A 21,143-nucleotide genomic window follows, 5' to 3' on the forward strand; every position below is an offset into this window, starting at 1 on the left:
CCCTTCTTTTTTCTATGAAATTTTACGCAAACAGCTCAACCTGATTGCTCTCCATCATGCCGTCGAGGCAGCCGTGTGTACGCAGCACCTCGATGGCAGGCGCGGGCACATGGGCGCGCGTCGCGAGATCCTCGACGGAGATGAAGCGTCCATCCCGCCGCGCTTCGACAATCGCCTGCGCCGCCTTCTGTCCCATGCCCGGGATCGCCGTAAAGGGCGGCAAAAGGGAGTTTTCATGCAGGATGAATTTCTCCGCATCGGAGGCGTAGAGATCGACGGGCTCACAGGAGAAGCCGCGCAGGTACATCTCCCATGCGAGCTGCAGGACAATGAGCGTGTCCTGCTTCTTGTTGTCCAGCTTGCCGCGGTGCTCACGCGCCTCAGCGAGGAGCGCGTCGATTGCCGCACGCACGGCATCCTTGCCCTTCGAGATGATGTTTGCATCGAACTCTGCGGCGCGGATGGAGAAGTAGGCGGCGTAGTATGCGAGTGGATAGTGCACCTTGCAGAACGCAATACGGTAGCCCATCATGACATACGCGGTCGCATGGGCGCGCGGAAAGAGGTATTTGATCTTCTGGCAGGACTCGATATACCACTCGGGGATCCCGCCCGCGCGCAGTTTCTCCACGACATCGGGCGCGATACCTCTGCCCTTTCGCACATTCTCCATGGTCTTGAACGAGAGCAGCGGCTCGATGCCGTTCTGCATGAGGTAGTTCATGATGTCGTCACGCGCGGAGATCGCGTCCTTCAGCGTACTCGTGCCCGCCTTGATGAGATCCTGTGCGTTGCCGAGCCAGACGTTCGTCCCGTGGGAAAAGCCCGAGATCCGCACGAGATCGGCAAAACAGTCTGGGTTCGAGTCGTCGATCATCTTCTGCGTAAATGACGTGCGGAACTCCGGGATGCCGTACGTCCCCATATTCGCCCCGAGATCTTCAGGCGTGATGCCAAGCGCGTCGGTCGAGGTGAAGATGGACATGGTCGCGGGATCGTCAAACGGGATGGTCTCGGGGTCGCGGTGCGTCAGCTCCTCCAGCATCTTGATGACCGTCGGATCATCGTGTCCGAGAATATCGAGCTTGACGAGACGCTCACTGATGGAATGGTAATCGAAATGGGTCGTGAGTGTATCCGACTCCATATTGTTCGCAGGGCGCTGGATAGGCGTGAAGTAGTGCACGTCCATGTCGCGCGGCACGACCATGATGCCGCCCGCGTGCTGTCCCGTCGTCGCTTTGACCCCCATGCAGCCACGCATCATGTGCTCGATGTAGGGGCGCCCCTTTGCCTCGCCCTGATCCTCGTAGTAGTGCATGGCGTAGCCGTAGGCATTCTTGTTCTGCAGGCCTGCGATCGTGCCCGCACGGAACACATTCATCTTGCCGAAGAGGACTTCCGTGTACTTGTGTGCGACGGGCTGATAGTCGCCCGAAAAGTTCAGATCGATATCGGGCACCTTGTCCCCGTCAAAGCCGAGGAATACGGCGAACGGGATGTTATGTCCGTCCTTGATGAGCGGCGTGCCGCAGACGGGACAGTCCTCGGACGGCAGATCAAATCCGCTCCCAACCGAGCCGTCGTCGATGAACCGATTGTACTGACAGTGCGGGCAGCGATAGTGCGGCGGCAGCGGGTTGACCTCGGTGACGCCGATCATCGTCGCGACAAAGGAGGAGCCGACCGATCCGCGCGAGCCGACGAGATAGCCGTCATCGTTGGATTTTTTCACGAGGCGCTGGGCGATGATGTAGAGCGCGGCAAATCCATGCCGCAGGATCGGCTTCAGCTCGAGCTCGAGACGGTCGGAGACAATCTTCGGCAGATTCTCGCCGTAGAGTTTTCGCGCGCGTGCGTAGGACATCTCCTGAATCTCGCGATCTGCGCCCGGTACCATCGGCGCATAGAGCTCATCGGGGATTGGGAGAAAGCGCTCCGTCTCCTCCGCGATGCGGCGCGGATTCGTTACGACGCACTCGTAGGCGCGCTCCGCACCGAGATAGTCGAACTCCGCGAGCATCTCCTCCGTCGTGCGCAGATAGAGCGGCGGCTGACGCTCGGCGTCACGGTAGCCATTCGCCTTTTGGATCATGGCGCGGTAGACGGCATCCTCGGGATTGAGGAAATGCACATCGCAGGTCGCGATCAGCGGCTTGCCGAGTTTGCGTGCCAGCTCGTCCACCTTGCGGTTGATGTCCCTGAGATCCTCGTCCGTCTGCATGGGAAAGCGGTCGTCAAATTTCAAAAAGTCATTGTTGTGAATGGGCTGGATCTCGAGGAAGTCGTAGAACTTCGCCATCTCCTCCAGCTCCGCATCGGGACGCCCGGCGACGATGCCGCGGATCAGCTCGCCCGCCTCGCAGGCAGAGCCGACGATGATCCCCTCGCGGTACTGCTCTAGGACGGCACGCGGCACACGCGGCCGACCGCGCTTCTTTGTCCCGCGGAAGTAGCGAATATGCGAGAGCGAGACGAGCTTATAGAGGTTATAGAGCCCCGTCTTATTTTTCGCCAAAAAGATGATGTGAAAGGCACGGGCGTCGTCCTCTCCGTCGACGAGATAGCCCTCCATGCCATAGATGATCTTGATGTCGATGCCCTTCTTCGCGAGGGCGCGCGCCGTATTCATCGCCTCGGGGAATGCCTGCACGACGCCGTGGTCGGTGATGGCGACCGCCGGCCAGCCCCAACGCGCCGCCGTCTCGACGAGCACCTTGGGCGGGACGACGGCATCGAGCGCGCTCATCTTCGTATGCGCGTGCAGCTCAACGCGTTTTTCCTCCGCTGTATCCTCGCGCTGCGGGACGCTGCGCCGCTCCATGCTGTCGATGAAGAGCACATAGTCGCTGATGAATTTATCGTATTCGATTTTCCCTTGGATGCGCACCGCACCGCCCTTGCCGATCGCCTTGATGATGCGTTCGACCTCGGCGTCAATCTCCTCCTGCGTCGTCTTGCCGCGCGCGGAGAAAAACTTCTTGCAGCTGATTCCGTTCGTCGCATCGGCAAATTTGATGGTGAGGATATAGGCACCGGACTTCAGCTGGTTCGCCTGCGGGTCAAAGACCTCGCCCTCGAGGACGACGTTCTTGACCTCGTCCTCGATCACGCCCAACGTGCGTGCCTCGCCCGAGACGCCGCGCCCCATAATGACATTGGCGGGGAGCTCCTTCGCCTTGGTGTTCTTCGCCGCGCGCGCCAGTGCGGCGGATGGTGTCGCCTTGGTTGGTGCAGCGGCAGGCACGGCGGGCGGTGTCCAGTCTGCGCTGGGGAGTGCACCACTGAGCGCAGACTCCTCGCAGACGACGCGGCAGGCGCAGCCGACATGCGTGCGCACGGCATGCTCGATACGTCCTACCGTACTGCTCTGCGCAAAGAGCTCTGCGCCGAATGCACCGGGCGCAGAGATACGGATGACGTTGCCGTCCACAGCGTAGTCCGCCTGCAGCAGCGTATGATAGAGGACGGCATCGCCCGCGGCAGCATCGCGGACGATCTGCTCCCAGAGCGGCGCGACCGCCGGGGCAAGCGCGACGAGATTCTGCTGGATGAGCACCTGCGAGAGCTGATAGTTCGCCGCCACCTGCGCCGCGATGCGCTCGATGAGAGCATCATCCATGACCGTCTGCGTTCCGACGACAATCTCCCACGTATCGCCGCATACCTCGACATGACGGACGACGCAGGCACGCAAAAGAGCCCGCTCCTCATCGTCAAGAGCGAGCCCATGCAGCAGGCGCAGCAGCAGATCTGCCGCACATGAAAGGATTCGATAGGTCTTCATTCGTCGTACAGCCTCTTGTACTGTTCCCTGTCCTCAAGCACGCGGCGCACGTAGAGCCGCGTCTCGGGGTAGGGAATCGCGTCGATTTCGTCGAACTGATCGGTCCAATGACGGCGCTCCATCCAGTCGCGCACATTGCCGCGCCCCGCATTGTACGCTGCGAGCGCGAGAATGTCGTTGCCGCCGAACTCGCGCTCCAGTTCGGCAAGATACCATACCCCGTAGCGGATGTTAAGGGCGGGATCGTAGAGGTAGTCCTCCGTGAACGGTTCCCCGAGCTGCCCCGCGATCCATGCAGCGGTCTGCGGCATGAGCTGCATCAGCCCAACCGCACCGCCGTCCGAGCGCGCTGTCGTCTGAAACTTGCTCTCGTGCTTGATGACAGCCGCAACGAGGAATGGATCCGTGCGCTGCTGCGCGGCACTCGTCTCGATGTAGCTGCGGTAGTCATAGGGGTAGAGCCACGTCCGTTCGACGATCGTCCAGCCGCCAACGAGGGCAAAGGCGATTAGTGCTGCGACAACAAGACGCAGCAGCAGCCACAGCCGAAGCCGCAGATTACGCACGCCCGAGGTACGTCTCCCATAGTTTTTCCACACGCTCTTTCGTCTCTTCCCTTGTCCCACTGTTATCGATTACCACATCCGCCCGCATGCATTTCTCGGCGAGCGGCATCTGCGCAGCGATACGTGCACGCGCCTCTGCCTCGTCCATCGTATGATCGCGCGCGAGGAGACGTGCCAGCTGCTCCTCGGGCGGGAGGGTAACCACCCACGTATCGTTCGTGAGGGCATCCCAGCCCGCCTCAAAGAGGAGCGGCACATCGAGCACCACAACAGCAGTGCCGTCCATGTGGGCGGCATCCAGACGATCCTCTGCAGCCGCGCGGATGATCGGGTGCACGCGGGCGTTCATCTTGTCGCGCAGTACTGTGTCAGAAAAGACACGCCGTGCGATCTCCGCGCGGTCGAGCGTCCCCTCGGGAGTCACAATCTCCGGCCCAAAGAGCTCCACATAGGCGTGAAAGATGGGCTGATTTGGCTGAGAGAGTTCATGGGCTATCGCATCTGCATCCACAATACATGCGCCGCAGTCCTTCAGCATCTTGCTGACCGTAGATTTTCCGCAGGCGATTCCGCCCGTCAGTCCGATGATCTTCACGCGTTACTTTGCCTCCGCCCAGTTCTTCCCACTATGCACATCGACGGCAAGCGGCACAGCCAGCTCTGCCGCCCCGCTCATCGCTGTGCGCAGGAGCTCCGTGACCGTCTCCGTCTCCTCTGTCGTGACCTCTAGGACAAGCTCATCGTGCACCTGCAGCAGGATGCGGCTCTTTACGCCCGCCGCCTGCAGTGCGTCGTAGGCGCGCACCATCGCGATCTTGATGAGGTCGGCCGCTGTCCCTTGGATCGGCGTATTCATCGCCATGCGCTCCGCGAAGGAACGCTGCATATAGTTGCGGCTCGCGAGCGCGGGAAGAGCGCGCCGCCGCCCGTAGAGCGTCGTCACATAGCCGTTTGCATGCGCATCCGCCACAATTTTATCGAGGAAGGTGCGTACGCCGTGATAGCGTTCAAAATAGCGGTCGATATAGCCGCCGGCCTCCCTGCGTCCGATGCCGAGATCACGCGCCAGCCCAAAGTCGCTGAGCCCGTAGACAATGCCGAAATTGACCGCCTTGGCACGGCGCCGCTGCTCCGGCGTCACCGCGTCCAGCGGCACGCCGAACACCTCCGCTGCCGTGCGCGCATGGATGTCCTGCCCCTGACGGAACGCATCGATCAGCGTCGCATCGCCCGACATGTGCGCGAGGATGCGCAGCTCGATCTGCGAGTAGTCCGCCGAGAGCAGTGCGTCATAGCCCTCACCCGGCGTAAAGAGGGCGCGTACAGCGCGCCCCTCCTCCGTCCGCACGGGGATGTTCTGGAGGTTCGGGTCAGAACTCGAGAGCCGCCCCGTCGCCGTCACGGTTTGGTTAAAGCTCGTATGGACGCGCCCCGTGACGGGGCGGATGAGTGCGCCGATGCCGTCGAGATAGGTCGAGCGCAGCTTCGTCCACATACGGTAGGTCAGTACCTTATCAATGATGGGATGCTGATCACGCAGCCCCTCTAAGGTCTCCGCATTGGTCGAGTAGCCCGTCTTGGTCTTTTTGACCTTCCCGTCGCCGAGCCCGAGCTGCTCAAAGAGGATCTCCCCGAGCTGCTTGGGGGAGCTGATGTTGAACTCCGTCCCCGCGAGTGTATGAATCTCACGTGCCAGTGCGTCGATGCGCTCTGTCGCTGCCGCACGCTCGCGCTCAAGTGCCGCGCGATTCACGCATACGCCCGTCTGCTCCATCGCCGCAAGCACAGGGACAAGCGGCAGCTCCACCGTGCGGTAGAGCTGCATCAGCCCCTGCGCGGCGAGCTCCGTCTCCATGACGGGCTGCAGGCGTGCGCCAAGAAGTGCCTCGCGGACAGCGCACGCCTCGGAGGAGAGCCCCTCCGCCGAGGTCGCAGTACCAAGGAGCGCAAACGCCGCGCGTGCCATGTCGCGTCGGCTCTCCTCGGGGTGCAGCAGATAGTCCGCCAGCTCCAGATCAAAGACCTGTGCCGTCCCCCGCAGTCCTGCCTGTACGTAGCGCTTCGCATTCCAGAGTGCGACGGAACGCTCCGCCAAGCATGCCAAAATGGCGGCAAAATGCGGAGACGATGCAGACAGGATGCGCCGCTCCCCATCCATGACGAGGGCGAGTGTCGTGACCTCCACGAAGGGCGGCGTACCCGCAAAGACAGCACCGACGGCGACCTTTTCCGCCGTGCGCAGCAGCTCCATATCGGCATCACAAAATTCCGCTGCCGTGAGGTCAGCCGCAGGTGCAGGCGCGCCAAAGAGCGACTGCTGCGCTGCGGCGGAAGCCGGTGTCTCAGCCGCCCCTATGTACTCCGACAGAGCACGCCAGACCGTGCGCAGCTCATAGGCATGACAGAATGCCTCGAGCGCAGCACGATCCGGCTGCATGCGGAAGGCCTCCGCATCGTAGTGCAGCTCCGGCACATGACATTCGATCGTGGCGAGCTGCTTGGAGAGCAGTGCCTGTTCGCGATACTCCACGAGCGACGTACTGAGCTTTTTCCCGCTGACCTCTGCGGCATGGTCGAGAACGTTCTCGATGCTCTCATAGGCGAGCAGAAGCTTTGTCGCCGTCTTCGGGCCGACACCGGGCACGCCCGGAATGTTGTCCGAGCTGTCGCCCATCAGCCCCTTCATATCGATCAGGCGGATCGGCGGAAAGCCGTACTCCTCCTCGAATATTGCCGTATCATACGCCTTCGTCTCGCTGATGCCCTTCTTGGTCAAAAGGACGGTGAGCTGCGGGCGAATGAGCTGCAGGGCATCGCGGTCGCCCGTAATGACGCGCGTCTCCACGCCCTCTGCCGCCGCCTGCACCGCGAGCGTGCCGATGATGTCGTCCGCCTCGTAGTCATCAAGTTCGAGAAACGAAATGCCGAGTGCCTCCGCCAGCTCCTTCAGCAGCGGGATCTGGGCGATCAATTCTTCCGGCGTTTTGTCCCGCGTTCCCTTGTAGTCGGGATAGAGAGCCGTGCGAAATGTCGTACGGCTCTTGTCGAATGCGATGACGATCTGTGTCGGCGACAGCTCCTTCAGGAGCTTTACGAGCATCATGGCAAAGCCATGTACTGCATTCGTATGAATTCCGCGCGCATTCGGCGGGAGCTGCAGCGCATAGAACGCGCGAAAGAAGAGGCTGCTCCCGTCAATGACGGCAAATATTCCGCTGCTCACAGGTTCGGCTTGTCCTGATCCTCAAGGCGCATGAGGATGAAGATATAGTCCGAGAGACGGTTGAGATAACGCAGGTCGATCTCTGCCACAGAGCCGCGCCGCGCCAAGGTCCACGCATGACGCTCCGCCGCCCGTGCCGTCGTGCGCGCGAGATCGAGCATTGCACTCGACTTCTTGTCGCCCGGGATGATGAACTCCTGCAGCTCGGGCAGGCTCTCCTCAATGTCCGCGATCGACTTCTCGATGCCTGTGACCATTTCCTCTGTGATGCGCGGTGCCTTGTTGCGGCTCGCGAAGTCCGCCATTAGCACACCGAGCTGCTTCTGCAGATTGTAGATACGCTCCTTGACCTCGGGGCTCGTCACGAAGGCACGCGCCATTCCGAGGGTCGAGCCGAGGCTGTCCACGGCTCCATAGACCTCCACGCGCATATCATCCTTCGCGATGCGCTCCCCCGTAAAAAGGCTCGTCATCCCCTGATCGCCGGTTTTTGTTGTTACACTCATCGCATGTTCCTCCTCTGCCGATAAATGCACCCGATCATACCGTGTATGATCGGGTACAGCAAACATCATTAATTAATTTCTAGAAGATCTCCGTCTCACTGAAGAAGATATGCACCTCGCGCGCCGCACTCTCGGGACTGTCGGATGCGTGAACGGCGTTCTCACTCCCATTTTTCGCAAAGCGCTTGCGGATCGTTCCCTCAGCCGCGTTCGCAGGATTCGTCGCGCCGTGCAGCTCACGCACGCGCGCAATCGCATTGTCCCCAGCGAGTACCATCGCCACGAGCGGCGCCGAGGTCATGAACGCGGCGAGCTCTCCGTAAAACGGCTTTTCAAGATGCTCTGCATAGTGGATGCGTGCGATGCGGTCCGTCATCTGCATCATCTTCATCGCGCGGATCTCAAGCCCTGCCTCCTCGTACGCCTTCGTAATGTCCCCGATGTGATGGGCACCGACAGCATCCGGCTTAATGAGAACCAATGTCCGTTCCATTACTTCATCTCCTCAATGATACGTTTATACTCTTCTCCAAGGTCGGCGTAGTTGAGTGCCGCCGCCTGAAGTGCCTCGATTTCATCGTCGCGCAGGGCGCGTACGATCTGTGCGGGATTGCCGAACACAAGAGAATTCGATGGAATCTTTTTATGCTGCGAGAGGAATGTCCCCGCGCCGATCACAACGTTTTCGCCGATCTCGGAGTAGCCCATGATGATCGAGCCCATGCCGACCAGCGTATTAGCCCCAATGTGGCGTGCATGCACCACGGCATTGTGTCCGATGATGACACCATCGTCGATCCGTACGGGTGCATCTCCCATAACATGGATCGTCGCGTTCTCTTGAATGTTGGTGTTCTTTCCAATCGTAATCGGCTGAAAATCTCCGCGCACCACAGCACCAAACCAGACACTCGAACCGGCTCCGATGGTCACGTCGCCGATCACGGCCGCCGTGGGCGCGATAAACGCCGTTTCATCGATAACGGGAGTCTTCCCGCGATAGGGCAGAATGATTTTGTCCACCTATACGCGCCTCCTTCGTACAGATCATCCAGCATCATACAAACGTATTATAACACGCTTATTCCTTCTCCAACAAGAGTTTTTTCAGGATGGCGATGTGCGCCGTACGCAGCCATGCACCAATTTTCGCACCGCGCAATGCAGGCGGCGCGTCACGCCCCGTAACCGTGCGCATCGCTGCAAGATATGCCTCTCCGCAGCGGAGATACCGCGGCAGACTGCCGTGATCGGCACGAATCACAACGTTAAAGTCCGTGACAGAGAGCCCTGATGATTCAATTCCAAACAGGAGATCCACGATCTTTCCGGGATGCGTCAGGCGCGGCGCACGCATGTGCTGACGGATCACAAACGCCGCCGCCTTTTTCCAATCATGGGGAAGTGTCATGCGTTGATTCCATGATGCGAGTGCCTCAAGCCCTGTTTCTTCATGCCTGTAGTGATGCGGCAGCATCTCCTGCGGCGTCCTCCCCTTGCCAAGATCATGCGCAAGCGCAGCGAAACGAACGATGATATTGTCTGACCTCTCCGCGACAACATCGAGCATCGCCATCGTATGAGCATAGGCATCGCCCTCGGGATGAAACTCCGTCGGCTGCGTCTGCCCGACAAGTGCCGCGATTTCCGGAAACGTCACCGTGAGGAGATCTGCCGCATGCAGCACGCGGAAGAACACCGAGGGGCGCGGCGTCATCAGTGCGCGCCGCAGCTCCCCCATCAGACGCTCAGACGGTTCATGCTGCAGCTCCTCCGCACAGGCCCGCATCAGAGCCAGCGTCTTCTCCTCCACCGTGTACCCGAACTCCGCCGCCTGCCGTGCCGCACGCAGGGCACGCACGGGATCCTCTAAGAAATGCGGCGATACGGCACGGATGATCCCAGCCGCAAGATCTGCCTGTCCGCCGTAGGGATCGAGCAGTGTGCCCGCCGGCAGCTCCACCGCCATCGCATTCATCGTCGTATCACGGCGATAGAGATCCTCTTCGATGGTCACGGTCGGATCAAACGTCACGTCAAAGCCGCGGTACCCCGCCCCCGTCTTGCGCTCTCTGCGTGCAAAGGCGACCTCGGAACGTACGCCGCCAATGCGCACATGATAGACGGGAAACCCCTTGCCGATCTTCTCCGCCCGCGGGAAAAGCACACAGAACTCCGCTTCCGTCAGCCCCGTGACAACATAGTCCACATCCTTCGGCGGCACACCGCGGACGGCATCACGGACACAGCCGCCAACGCGGAAAACATGCGCTCCTGCACCGCGCAACTCCGCCACGAACGCCCCCTCTGTCATGCGTTCACCTCCTCGCACATAAAGGAAGCACTGATAAATTCGGTACAACCATCTTGACGCATCTTTTTTGCCCGCACTTCGGCGGAAAATCCTCCACAGAGTACCACTCTGCGTCCGGTTTTCCACCTCGTTCGGACGAAAAAATCTGCGCCAATCTGGCAGGCCTCATTTTATCAGTGATTCCTAAAATAAAAAGCACCACTTAGAGAAGTACGGATACACGCGAGGCTCCGCCTTGGCACATCTTTTCGCGCGGTCTTTATCGACAAATCCTCCACATAGCTCTTGCTATGCGTCCGATTCGTCTTCTTGACCGAACAAAAATCTGAACCAATCTGACGGACTTCATCGTATCAGCGATTCCCTGTGTGATGCACTCATGTCGATTGGTGGGCCCACTTGGACTTGAACCAAGGACCGACCGGTTATGAGCCGGTTGCTCTAACCAACTGAGCTATAGGCCCCAAACAAAGTGGAGCATACCGTCCGGGAAACACTGCTTCCATCAGCGATCTCCCAAGAGCTTCTGCGCTTCACTTTCAAAAAAACCTGCGCAGAGCGCAGGTATAAAAACGATGGAGCGGAAAACGAGGCTCGAACTCGCGACCCCCACCTTGGCAAGGTGGTGCTCTACCACTGAGCTACTTCCGCGGAATGGAGCGGAAAACGAGGCTCGAACTCGCGACCCCCACCTTGGCAAGGTGGTGCTCTACCACTGAGCTACTTCCGCATCCTGACAGTGCTGTCAATCAACGGATACTATTCTAACAAGAGACAGGTTTTCTGTCAAGAAATAATTTTAGTTGCCGTCATCGTATGGGCAGCACATCCCTTCGCGCAGTTCTTCCCGCAAAACAATCTCAAAGCTGCGCCCCTCTCCCTCACAGCGAGCCCAGCCATGCCGTATGTGCTGCACAATAAATATCCACCCACATAGCGGGTGGTTTTTCATTTTCGGACATAGCCCTTATGTAATTGGCGGCGTACAAGTACGCCTTTTATTGGCCTGCCAGCCATGCACAGATTACTTGCCACCCATAAATGGGTCTCTTGGGTCAAACAAGCTCAGTTGATCCTGCTCCCGATCCTTCTTCAGCTGGTCAGCTATGTACTCCTTAATCGCCTTGGTGTTCTTTCCTACGGTATCGACATAATACCCTTTGCACCAAAATTCTCGATTTCTGTATGCAAACTTCATGTTTCCATACTTTTAGAATATCATTAAGCTACTCTTGCCCTTTAGGTATCCCATAAAGCTCGATATGCTGATCTTCGGCGGGATACTTAACAGCGGGTGGATATGATCCGGACAGATCTCCCCTTCAATGATCTCTACACCCTTCCACGCGCACAGCTTTCTTAGGATCTCCCGGATTTCCAGCCGTTTCCCTTCGTAGAATACTTTTCGTCGATACTTCGGTGCAAACACAACGTGATACTTACAATTCCACTTTGTGTGTGCTAAACTATGCGTATCGGCATTTTGTTGTTTCGACATAATGCTGTTTCCTCCCTAGTGTCTTTACTATTTTTAGGCTGGCAGGCTTACGCATAGTTTAGCACACTGGGGATTTTCTGTTCACCGCTTAAGCTCTTTCCAACCACGCGACTATCGCGTGGTTTTCTTTATACAAAAAATCCGCGCTGAAAGTCAGCGCGGATTCCCTTCATCCATTTACACCTTGAACTGATCCGTCTCTGTCTGCAGATCATTTGCCATATTGGCAAGACTGCGGCTCGAGGATGCGATCTCCTCCATGCCGGCCGCCTGTTCCTCCGTCGCGGCGGATACGTTCTGCGACTCGCTGCCGATCCCCTTTGCCGAGGCATCCACCTCAGTCATGCCATTGATGATTGTTCCCATATTCTCACGCAGGTGCAGCACGTGATCACTGACGACAAGCGATGCCTTCTTGACATCCTCCACCATCTGCAGGATCTCGGAGAAACTTTCGCCCGTTGCCGTGACGTTCTCCTTGCCCTTTTCGGCCTCACGGCGTCCTTCCTCCATCGAGGCGACTGCCTGGTCCGTCTCATCCTGAATGCTTTGGATGAGCTCAGAGATCTTCTGCGATGCGTTCTGCGACTCCTCGGCGAGCTTGCGCACCTCTTCGGCAACAACAGCAAATCCACGTCCATGCTCGCCGGCACGTGCCGCCTCAATCGCCGCATTGAGCGCAAGCAAGTTTGTCTGACCCGAGATATTCGAGATGATTTCGACGATGTTGCCGATCTCCTTTGAACGCTCACCTAGCTTGCTGACGATCTCACTCGTCTGCTGAACCGTCTGTGCAATGGAGTTCATCTGCTCGACGGTCGACTGGACAAAGGCATTTCCCTCTGCCGCCTTCTCTGCCGTCGCCTGTGTCTGCTCACGTGCATGACGCTGATTGGTAATTGCCTCTTCGAGGCCCTTCTGGAACTCTTCAACCGTCTCATGGCTCTTGTGGACAATGTCCACCTGTTTCTCTGCCGCCTCTGCAACCTCTGTGATGGACTGCGCCACGCTCTGCGTCACCTGTGCCGACTGGTTTGCATTCGCCGTCAGTTCCTCGGACGAGCCGGCAACATCCGTTGCCGTTGTCTTGATCTTGCGGATCATCTTCTGCATGCTCTCGACCATCGTATTAAACTGATGTGCAATATGTGCAAATTCATCATCGCCGTCCAGCTCGATCTTCGAACGAAGATCGCCGCCGGCAATATGACGTGCCCCATCCAGAATCGTATCGACCGACCTCTTGATGCTGCGAAGGAGCAGGACGAGGGTAATAACCGACAGGATAACAACGATCACGAGCGCAATCAGTGTCGTCGTCTTAACCGCTGAGAAAACATCCTCACTGTATGCCATCTCCGCGCGCGCGAGACGTACGCTGTCCGCCTTGTCCTCTTCTAAGAGTTCGGTCATACGTTTATAAACATCAGACTGATCATTGAGAGCCAAAGTGATTGCCGCATCATGATCGCCTGCATCCATAAGATCCGTCGCACGCTGACGCACATCGGCGTATTCTTTGCGCTCATCCTTTAGTTTGCTGATGCGTGCAAGCTTCTGTGAACGATCCGACTCGTTCGGAAACGGTGCCTCCTGGATGGCCTGCTCATACTCTTCGTATGCCTTATTCAGCTTCGGTGTGAGTTGGGATATGAGCCCTTCCGCACGGGAACGCTCTGCTTCGTTCGGCGCCATAATGCGCATCAGCTCATACTCACGCCCGTCGGCCGAGAGAGCCTGCACCTGGCTGCCCACATTGATAACATGCGCCCACTTGAATACGCTGACCGTATTTTCATTCAGCGTACTGCTTGAATGATTCGCATAGAATCCGTAGGCAGCAAACATAACCACCAGGAATCCGACGCTCAGCACAATTTTCTTTGCTACTGACATTTCTCAAACCCCTCCACAAAACCCGCACAGGGCTCATCTCCCCGTGTCCAATGATACGGTCTTCCTCAGATGGTTTTCATTATAGCATCATCCCTGCCGAATTACCATATGGCAATAAAGATTTTTCTATGATATACTAACATTATTACAGCAAATAAATAGACAAGAGGACGAATACTTATGGCAAAAATGTTAAAAAAGCTGCAAAGCAAGACAGCGCCGCAACAGGAAGTAAAACAACAGCGTCCGCCGGGCAAGGACTACGTTCTCCTCATTCTGATGGCGATGTCCGTAATCCTCGTCATCGCGGCATGGGACACTCTTGATACGCTGACGATCACCATGTACATCCTGCTGACGCTTTCACTCGGGCTGACATACACGCGCCGCCATGCGGCAGATCGCCTCACTGAGACACAGATGATGCTCGTCACACGCGGCAGCATGGTCACCATCGGCATCGCAGGCGCACTGTTTCTGCTGGATGCCTACTATCGCTACATCGCATAGAACCGATGCGAAAGCCCCGCCCTGCACTGGGTCGGGGCTTTTTCTATTCATCTGCCGCATCCCGTTCGCTTCGCGTGCGAAATTGTCCCGGTGTGCAGTTCATGTATTTCTTGAACACGAGCGTAAAGTACTTATAGTCCTGAAACCCGACGCGTGCACCGATCTCATAGATTCGCCCGTCTCCCGCACGAAGATATTCCGCCGCCCGCAGAATGCGGTAGCGGTTGAGGAAATCGTTAAAGGTGTACTTCGTATCCTGTTTGAAACACTTCTGCAGATATGTCTCGGACACACCGTACTCGGCGGAAATATCCCGCAGCGACAGTCGTTCTGCATAGTCCGCGCGAATGCGGCGCAGAAGTTTTCCCGTATATTTGCCGACCGGTGCCCCCGCCGAGGGAAAAATCTCCACTGGTGCAGATGCGGCATGTTCCTGCGCCAGTCGCCGTGTCTCTGCCCTCCTCCGCAGGCGCTCCTTCGCACGTACAAGGCTCTCATGAAGCGCATCGAAGTCCACGGGCTTCAGCAGGTATTCCGCGACATCGAGAGAGATTGCGCGTTTGGCATAGCTGAATTCATCGTACCCCGAAAGAATGATTGCCTCATAGCCGCGATCTCGGCTCTGCTCGAGCATCCCGAGCCCATCGAGGTACGGCATCTTCACATCAGTGATAACAATATCCGGACGGAGTGTATCGATTTTTTTCAGTCCGTCTATGCCGTCCATTGCCTCGCCGACAACCACACAGTCCTCCTTCAGCCAATCCACCGCATAGAGGAGTCCGCGACGAATGATATCTTCATCCTCAACGAGCAAAACTTTATCCATGTTCTTCCCTCTGCTGCAGCGGCATCCGCAGGATGACCTTCAGCCCGTTTCTATACTCCGCAATCGTCACGCCATAGGCACCGCCGTAAAGCAGGCGGAGCACCCGATGCACGTTGTAGAGGCCGATGTGTTCCGGCTCGGCCGACGCCGACGCAAGCATAGCGCAGATCTCTGTATACTTTGCCAAGGTCATGCCTGGACCGTCGTCTATCACGCACAGCAGCAGATCTCCCTGCTCCGCGCGGCACTCGACGCGCAGGCGCAGTTCACGCGTCTGCTCCAGTCCATGGACAATGCTGTTTTCAACGATCGGCTGAAGGAGCAGCTTTGGCACACGGCAGCTGCGCAGCTGCGCAGGGAGCACGATGTCGTAGGTCAGCCGATCGCCGTAGCGCATCTTCTGGAGGGTCAGATAATCCTCCACATAGCGGATGTCCACGGCAAGCTCTGCCATGTCCCCGCTCGCACGAATGCCGTAGCGCATCAGGCGGGCAAAGGCGACAACCATCTCTGAGGCGCGCTTTGGATCGATGAGGATCTCATAGCGCAGTGCCTCCATTACGTTAAAGACAAAATGTGGATTGAACTGTCCCTTAAGCTGACGTACCTCCATACGGCGCTTGCGCTCGGCGAGCTCTGCATTGCGTGCGAGCAGACGTCGGATGCGCGCAAGCATCGCATTATAGTCTGCATAGAGGACGTCAAACTCATAGAAGCTCTGTGGCAGATCCTGCGGTCCCATATCGCCGTCCCGACACGCACGTACTGCACGCAGAAGCCCGTCGACAGAGCGCAGGCTGCGCTCCGTCACCCTGCGCGTGAGCACCGGCATGGAGAGAAGGAGCAACACACTGAGCGTGAGCAGAAAGACTGCCCCCGTCGCGGCAAGCTGCTGCTGCCGCAAGAGCGAGGTCATCGTGACAACGCGCACACGCCCCTGCGCACAGGACTGCACAGCGGCATAGGCAGGCTGCCCATCTATTTCCGTTCTGCCGCTCTCCTCCACCGATGCCGTAAACTTTCCAAGCGTCTTTTCTGTCAGGCGATCCGTTGCGAAAATCACATGGTCAAAGGGGTCCATCAGTACAACCTGGTCGGCGCCGCCGCGTATGGCGAGTGCATGGAACGCCTCGGTCCGCAGGGCAAAGACGAGATAGCCTGCCGTTCCGCCGTCCTCGCCAGGCACAACAGCAGAAAAGGCATACACTGCCCCCTGATCGTAGGCAAGCGGCAAAAGCACCGTGCTGCTCACTGCTGCATCCGGCGTCCGGTTCAAACGCAACAGTTCCCTGCGGATACCATCATGACGGGCAAAACTGTCACTGTTTACCGCGTAAAGATTCGACGCGCATACTGTCCCGTCCTCCCGCAGCAAGGCAAAATCGGCGCGCAAAGGGCCTGCGAACGAGAATGCATAGAGACGGCGGTATGCCTCTGTAACCGTCTGCCCATCCAGCGCACCGCGTACATCCTCCATGCGGGCAAGGCTCTGTACCCCCGCATCATAACGCTGCCACTCGGCATCCGCCACCGCTGCGATCGCCGCGCATTCCTGCTCCGTCTCACGAACAACGCAGACTTCATAGTATAAAACGACAAACACAGCATAGCTGACGAGCATCAGTGCGATAAAGGCAAGGATGGAACGCATGAAAAGGCGGCGGATATACGCACGAAAACGGACCGACTGTGCCACGTATCCTCTCACCTTCTCTTCCAATATTATGGAAGCACTGATAAATTCGGTACAACCATTTTGACGCATCTTTTTTGCCCGCACTTCGGCGGAAAATCCTCCACAGAGCACCACTCTGCGTCCGGTTTTCCACCTCGTTCGGACGAAAAAATCTACGCCAATCTGGCAGACCTCATTTTATCAGTGATTCCTTATCAGTCTTTCCGAAATATTATAAAACGAGAGCACTGCAAATGCAACGCTCTCGTTTTCAATCGTATCACCGGCGTCTGACCGGCACGATCAGAAAGAGTGGATCAGATACTGATATCGCGCCGCCCTGTCACTTTGTAAAAGAGCAGCAGGGAGAGGATGGACGTGACCGTGAGGATGGTCGCATAGGCGGAGGCATTCCCATAATTGCCGCGTATGACCTCCGTATAGATCGAGACAGTCAGTGTTTGATTGGCATTAGTATAGAGGATAATCGACGAGCTCAGCTCACTGATGATCGTCACCCAGCTCATGATCGCACCCGCACAGACCCCCGGCAGCATCATTGGAACGGTCACGCGCGCGAACGTCGTCATCTCCGATGCGCCGAGCGACACCGCCGCCTCCTCGATGCTCGGGCTAATCTGTCCGAGGGCAGCAGCACTCGATCGCACCGTATACGGCATCCGTCGTACACTGAACGCGATGATCATGATGAGCATTGTCCCGCTAATGACAATCGGCGGACTGTTGAACGCGAAGAGGAAGGCAATGCCGAGCACCGATCCTGGGATGATAAAGGGAAACATCGTAATCGTATCGAGCGCATTGTTGACCGCATTTCTCTTACGCATGCTCAGATAGGCGACGAGAACACCGATCACGACAACGACGGCAATGCTGAGTATCCCAAGCAGATAGGTGTTCAGCACCGCATCGTTATCCTTCGCAAAGAGCGTCGCCTCATAGCTCTGCAGCGCATAGCCGCCCGTAAACACCTGCCCGCCGTTGCTGCGGAGGAACGACGTATAGATCACGACGACCTGCGGCAGGATCGCAAGCCCTGTTACAAGATAGGCAAAGCCATGGGCGGCGATATTGCGCAGCCCCGTCGCACGCTCTGCACTCATCGGCTTGAGTGCCGTCATGGCATAGGTACTCCGCCGTGCCAGTATCCGCTGAGCGAAGAACATGGCAAGGGTCAATCCGATCATGATGACGCAGATCGCCGCGGCGAATCCATCGTCGCCGCCGACCTCTCCCATGAACTGTGTATAGACGAGGACAGGCATCGTCTTGTAGCCCTCGCCGATCAGCATAGGCGTACCAAAGTCGGCAAAAACACGCATAAAGACGAGCAGTGAGCTTGCGAGAAGTGTCGGCATCACGAGTGGCACGATAATGCGGCGAATCCGCCCGATGCGCCCGCAGCCGAGGCTCTCCGCCGCCTCATTCAACGAGTTGTCCATATTCTTCAGCGCGCCCGAGACATAGATATAGACGAGAGGGAAGGACTGCAGCGTAAAGACGAGCAGGATCCCCGCAAAGCCGTACACACCGTCAAAGGAAAGACCGAAGGCACTGTTCACCAGCTGCGTTATGACACCATTGCGCCCGAGCAGCTGAATCCATGCGTATGCGCCGATGAACGGCGGCGAAAGATAGGAGATGACGATGAGAATGTTGAGAAAACTGCTCCCACGTATTTTCACACTGCGCATCAAATATGCCATGGGCAGACCGAGTGCTGCCGAGAGCAGCGTCGCACAGACCGTGACGCAGAGGCTGTTCACCATCGTCTCCCAATAGAATCGCTTGGTGAAGAACCGTGCAAAGTAGTCCCATGTCACCCCGCCGGAGAATGGATCGACGAAACTCTTATAGAGGACAAGCACAAGCGGATAGAGGACGAAGATGCCAAATGCTGCGAGGATGAGAATACTGAGGATCGACCATACCGATAGATTTTTTCCCGCGCCGCCCTTCATGACAGATCACCTTCGATCAACGTCGTCTCCGCATCAGCGCGGAAAACATTGATGCGCTCCGCCTTGACGCGCAGGGTAACGCGTGTGCCGTCGGCGAGCAAGGCACCGTCTTCCTGACCGCGGATCGCTTCGACTGCCCGCCCCTGCGCCGTTTCGAGAAAATAGTGCGTCGTCAGGCCAAGGAATACACTGCTCTTTACAACAGCGGGGATGCCATCCCCCTCGCCCTCCGTTATGATAAATTCCTCCGGGCGAACGGAGACGACCACCGCTTGTCCGTCAAACGCCTCAGCGGCAAGATTCTGCATTGGCACGCGGTAGTCCGGCAGAAGCTCAACTGACTTGCGGTCGGCCTCTGACCGCACGACCCCGTCAAAGAGATTCGAGAGGCCGATGAAGGTCGAGACAAAGACATCGGCAGGACGGCGGTAGATCTGCTGCGGGCTGCCGATCTGGCGGACAACGCCGCCCTCCATGACCGCGATACGGTCGGAGACGGCAAGCGCTTCCTCCTGATCGTGTGTAACATAAACGGTCGTTATGTCGATCTGCCGCTGGATCTGCTTAATCGCGTTGCGCATCTCCACACGCAGCTTCGCATCGAGATTGGAGAGCGGCTCATCCATGAGCAGAACCTCTGGTGCGATGACAATGGCACGTGCGAGCGCGACACGCTGCTGCTGCCCCCCTGAGAGCGCCGTCGGCATACGGTCACGCAGTGCATCGATCTTCACCACGCGTAGAATCTCGTCGACGCGGCGGTCGATCTCCTCTGCGCTGACACCGCGCATCTTCAGACCAAATGCGACATTATCGCGCACTGACATGTGCGGGAAGATGGCGTAGTTCTGAAACACCATCCCCATGTTGCGCTGATTCGGCGGGACATCGTTGATGCGACGGTCGCCGATCCGTATTTCACCGCCCTCAATCGAATTGAAGCCAATAATCATGCGGAGCAGCGTCGTCTTTCCGCAGCCCGACGGTCCGAGCAGGGTAAAGAACTCCCCTGGCCGAACATCGAGAGACAGCCCGTCGATGACGGTGTGATCGCCATATTTTTTTACGACATTGTCAATATGAATGGATACACTCACCGTGTTCCCCCCCTTTTTTTGAAAAAAGCGAATTGCACACGCCTTGCGGCGGCAGCAATTCGCTCCTGTCAGGCTGTCTGCTACTGTTTGAAATTCTCGAGATGCTTATTCCACATCGCAACGATCTCATTCTTATGCTGTGCTACCCATCCCTCGTCATAGTTTGGGAAGAGTGCAATGTCCTTCATCGGCGTCATATAGGATGCGAGCGGCACATCCTTGCGCAGGGGGCGCACCGTCAGCTCCTTGCCGGCTGCTTCCTGAATTTTCTGCGAGAGCATATAGTCAACGAACTTCTTCGCATTTTCCGGATGCTTGCAGTCCTTGATGATCTGTACTGACTCACCGGGGAAGATCGCACCTTCCTTGGGGAAGACCACACGCACAGGAGCACCATTTTTCACATAGGTTGCCGCAGGATCCTCCCACGTGAGACCAACCGTATACTCACCGTCCGCCACACCCTTGTGGACGCCGCCCGAGCTGTTCAGTATCTTACCGTCGAGATTTGCGATGAACTGATCGACGTATGCCCATGCTGTATCCGACATAGGGTCACCGTTCGTCCCCTTGGCATAGAGCATGGCGATCAGTGACTGCAATGCCGAATTCGATGCTGCTGGATCACCGAAGGCGATCTTCCCCTTCAAGGCAGGATTGAGAAGATCCTCAAAGCTGTCGATCTTCATATCCCCCGCCAGATTCTTATTGACGATCATGACGGTCGGATCAGCAAAGGCAGGAGAGAAGTATCCCGTCTTATTGCGAAACGCCTCCATCATATTCGCATCCTCAGGGGAGACATACTCCATAAAGAGATCCTTCTGCGACTCGAGCGTCATCTGATCCGATGCCCAGAGAATATCCCCCTGTGGGTTCCCCTTCTCCGAAGCCACGCGCTTGAGGAGCGGTCCCGTCCCTGCAACAATGACATTGACCTTGATGCCCGTGTCCTTTTCAAAATTTGGGATGACGAGATTGTTTAGGCTCTCACTGCGTGCTGTATAGACCGTGAGCACCTTCTCCTCCTCGCCGCCTGCCGCCTTCTTGTCCGTGCCGCCACCACAGCCTGCAAGCATCGTTCCCGCGACTGCAGCCACCGCCAAGACGGACAGCCACTTCTTCATCCGTTTCATTCTTCTTCCTCCTTACAGCAGTAAGATTCTGTTAATTATGATTTTATCATATTCTACGAATTTGTATATCCACAAAACAAAAACACTATCCAAAATACGAAACAAAAAAACCAACCTGCATGCA

At 57.4% G+C, this 21,143-nt stretch carries 15 protein-coding genes, 3 tRNA genes and 1 pseudogene; 1 reads left to right on the forward strand and 18 read right to left on the reverse strand.

Annotation, left to right across the window (positions count from 1 at the left end):
- Positions 1–22: 22 nt before the first annotated feature.
- The 13 genes and pseudogenes from C1713_RS11100 to C1713_RS11170 form a co-directional block, all read right to left on the reverse strand.
- Complete coding sequence (locus C1713_RS11100; protein ID WP_102493947.1) at positions 23–3,787, reverse strand: PolC-type DNA polymerase III; 3,765 nt, start codon at positions 3,785–3,787, stop codon at positions 23–25.
- Positions 3,784–4,353, reverse strand: a complete 570-nt coding sequence (locus C1713_RS11105) for a lytic transglycosylase domain-containing protein (RefSeq protein ID WP_061944614.1) — start codon at positions 4,351–4,353, stop codon at positions 3,784–3,786. The genes C1713_RS11100 and C1713_RS11105 overlap by 4 nt, the downstream gene beginning before the upstream one ends.
- The gene (gene coaE / locus C1713_RS11110; protein WP_102493948.1) at positions 4,346–4,948 is read right to left on the reverse strand and encodes a dephospho-CoA kinase; all 603 of its coding nucleotides are present in this window, start codon (positions 4,946–4,948) and stop codon (positions 4,346–4,348) included. The genes C1713_RS11105 and coaE overlap by 8 nt, the downstream gene beginning before the upstream one ends.
- A 3-nt stretch (positions 4,949–4,951) precedes the next feature.
- A complete protein-coding gene (gene polA / locus C1713_RS11115; protein WP_102493949.1) occupies positions 4,952–7,576 on the reverse strand; it encodes a DNA polymerase I in 2,625 nt (874 codons plus the stop codon).
- Positions 7,573–8,082 (reverse strand): cob(I)yrinic acid a,c-diamide adenosyltransferase, encoded by a 510-nt coding sequence (locus C1713_RS11120; protein ID WP_061944620.1) that lies wholly within the window; start codon positions 8,080–8,082, stop codon positions 7,573–7,575. Before C1713_RS11120 ends, polA begins: the two co-directional genes overlap by 4 nt.
- 79 nt (positions 8,083–8,161) lie before the next feature.
- Positions 8,162–8,575, reverse strand: a complete 414-nt coding sequence (gene ndk / locus C1713_RS11125) for a nucleoside-diphosphate kinase (protein ID WP_009753005.1) — start codon at positions 8,573–8,575, stop codon at positions 8,162–8,164.
- Positions 8,575–9,105 (reverse strand): gamma carbonic anhydrase family protein, encoded by a 531-nt coding sequence (locus C1713_RS11130; protein WP_009753006.1) that lies wholly within the window; start codon positions 9,103–9,105, stop codon positions 8,575–8,577. Before C1713_RS11130 ends, ndk begins: the two co-directional genes overlap by 1 nt.
- Before the next feature lie 58 nt (positions 9,106–9,163).
- Positions 9,164–10,396 (reverse strand): tRNA nucleotidyltransferase/poly(A) polymerase-related protein, encoded by a 1,233-nt coding sequence (locus C1713_RS11135; RefSeq protein WP_102493950.1) that lies wholly within the window; start codon positions 10,394–10,396, stop codon positions 9,164–9,166.
- 387 nt (positions 10,397–10,783) lie between these two features.
- Positions 10,784–10,860 (reverse strand) — tRNA-Ile (locus tag C1713_RS11150).
- Between the two features lie 112 nt (positions 10,861–10,972).
- Positions 10,973–11,047: transfer RNA gene (locus C1713_RS11155), tRNA-Gly, on the reverse strand.
- A 4-nt stretch (positions 11,048–11,051) separates the two neighbouring features.
- Positions 11,052–11,126, reverse strand: a tRNA-Gly gene (locus tag C1713_RS11160).
- A 294-nt stretch (positions 11,127–11,420) separates the two neighbouring features.
- Positions 11,421–11,894 (reverse strand): annotated as a pseudogene (gene tnpA / locus C1713_RS11165) (IS200/IS605 family transposase).
- A gap of 177 nt (positions 11,895–12,071) precedes the next feature.
- Positions 12,072–13,790 carry a HAMP domain-containing methyl-accepting chemotaxis protein gene (locus C1713_RS11170; protein ID WP_102493952.1) on the reverse strand — a complete coding sequence of 573 codons (1,719 nt, stop codon included), beginning with the start codon at positions 13,788–13,790 and terminating at the stop codon, positions 12,072–12,074.
- Positions 13,791–13,970: 180 nt separating this feature from the next.
- On the opposite strand from C1713_RS11170, the gene C1713_RS11175 reads away from it, so the two are divergent.
- Positions 13,971–14,300: a hypothetical protein gene (locus C1713_RS11175; protein WP_102493953.1), complete on the forward strand. Its 330-nt coding sequence runs from the start codon at positions 13,971–13,973 to the stop codon at positions 14,298–14,300.
- Between the two features lie 43 nt (positions 14,301–14,343).
- On the opposite strand, the gene C1713_RS11180 is transcribed toward C1713_RS11175, so the two are convergent.
- From C1713_RS11180 to C1713_RS11205, 5 genes are all read right to left on the reverse strand, one after another.
- A complete protein-coding gene (locus C1713_RS11180) occupies positions 14,344–15,129 on the reverse strand; it encodes a response regulator transcription factor (RefSeq protein WP_102493954.1) in 786 nt (261 codons plus the stop codon).
- Positions 15,122–16,825, reverse strand: a complete 1,704-nt coding sequence (locus C1713_RS11185; RefSeq protein WP_245871116.1) for a sensor histidine kinase — start codon at positions 16,823–16,825, stop codon at positions 15,122–15,124. The genes C1713_RS11180 and C1713_RS11185 overlap by 8 nt, the downstream gene beginning before the upstream one ends.
- Before the next feature lie 296 nt (positions 16,826–17,121).
- Positions 17,122–18,786: an ABC transporter permease gene (locus C1713_RS11195; RefSeq protein ID WP_102493957.1), complete on the reverse strand. Its 1,665-nt coding sequence runs from the start codon at positions 18,784–18,786 to the stop codon at positions 17,122–17,124.
- Positions 18,783–19,883: an ABC transporter ATP-binding protein gene (locus C1713_RS11200; RefSeq protein WP_102493958.1), complete on the reverse strand. Its 1,101-nt coding sequence runs from the start codon at positions 19,881–19,883 to the stop codon at positions 18,783–18,785. The genes C1713_RS11195 and C1713_RS11200 overlap by 4 nt, the downstream gene beginning before the upstream one ends.
- 80 nt (positions 19,884–19,963) lie before the next feature.
- Positions 19,964–21,019 (reverse strand): extracellular solute-binding protein, encoded by a 1,056-nt coding sequence (locus C1713_RS11205; protein ID WP_009753014.1) that lies wholly within the window; start codon positions 21,017–21,019, stop codon positions 19,964–19,966.
- Positions 21,020–21,143 lie beyond the last annotated feature (124 nt).

This window comes from Centipeda felix (assembly GCF_900186465.1).
In the GTDB taxonomy this organism is placed as follows: Bacteria; Bacillota; Negativicutes; order Selenomonadales; family Selenomonadaceae; genus Centipeda; species Centipeda felix.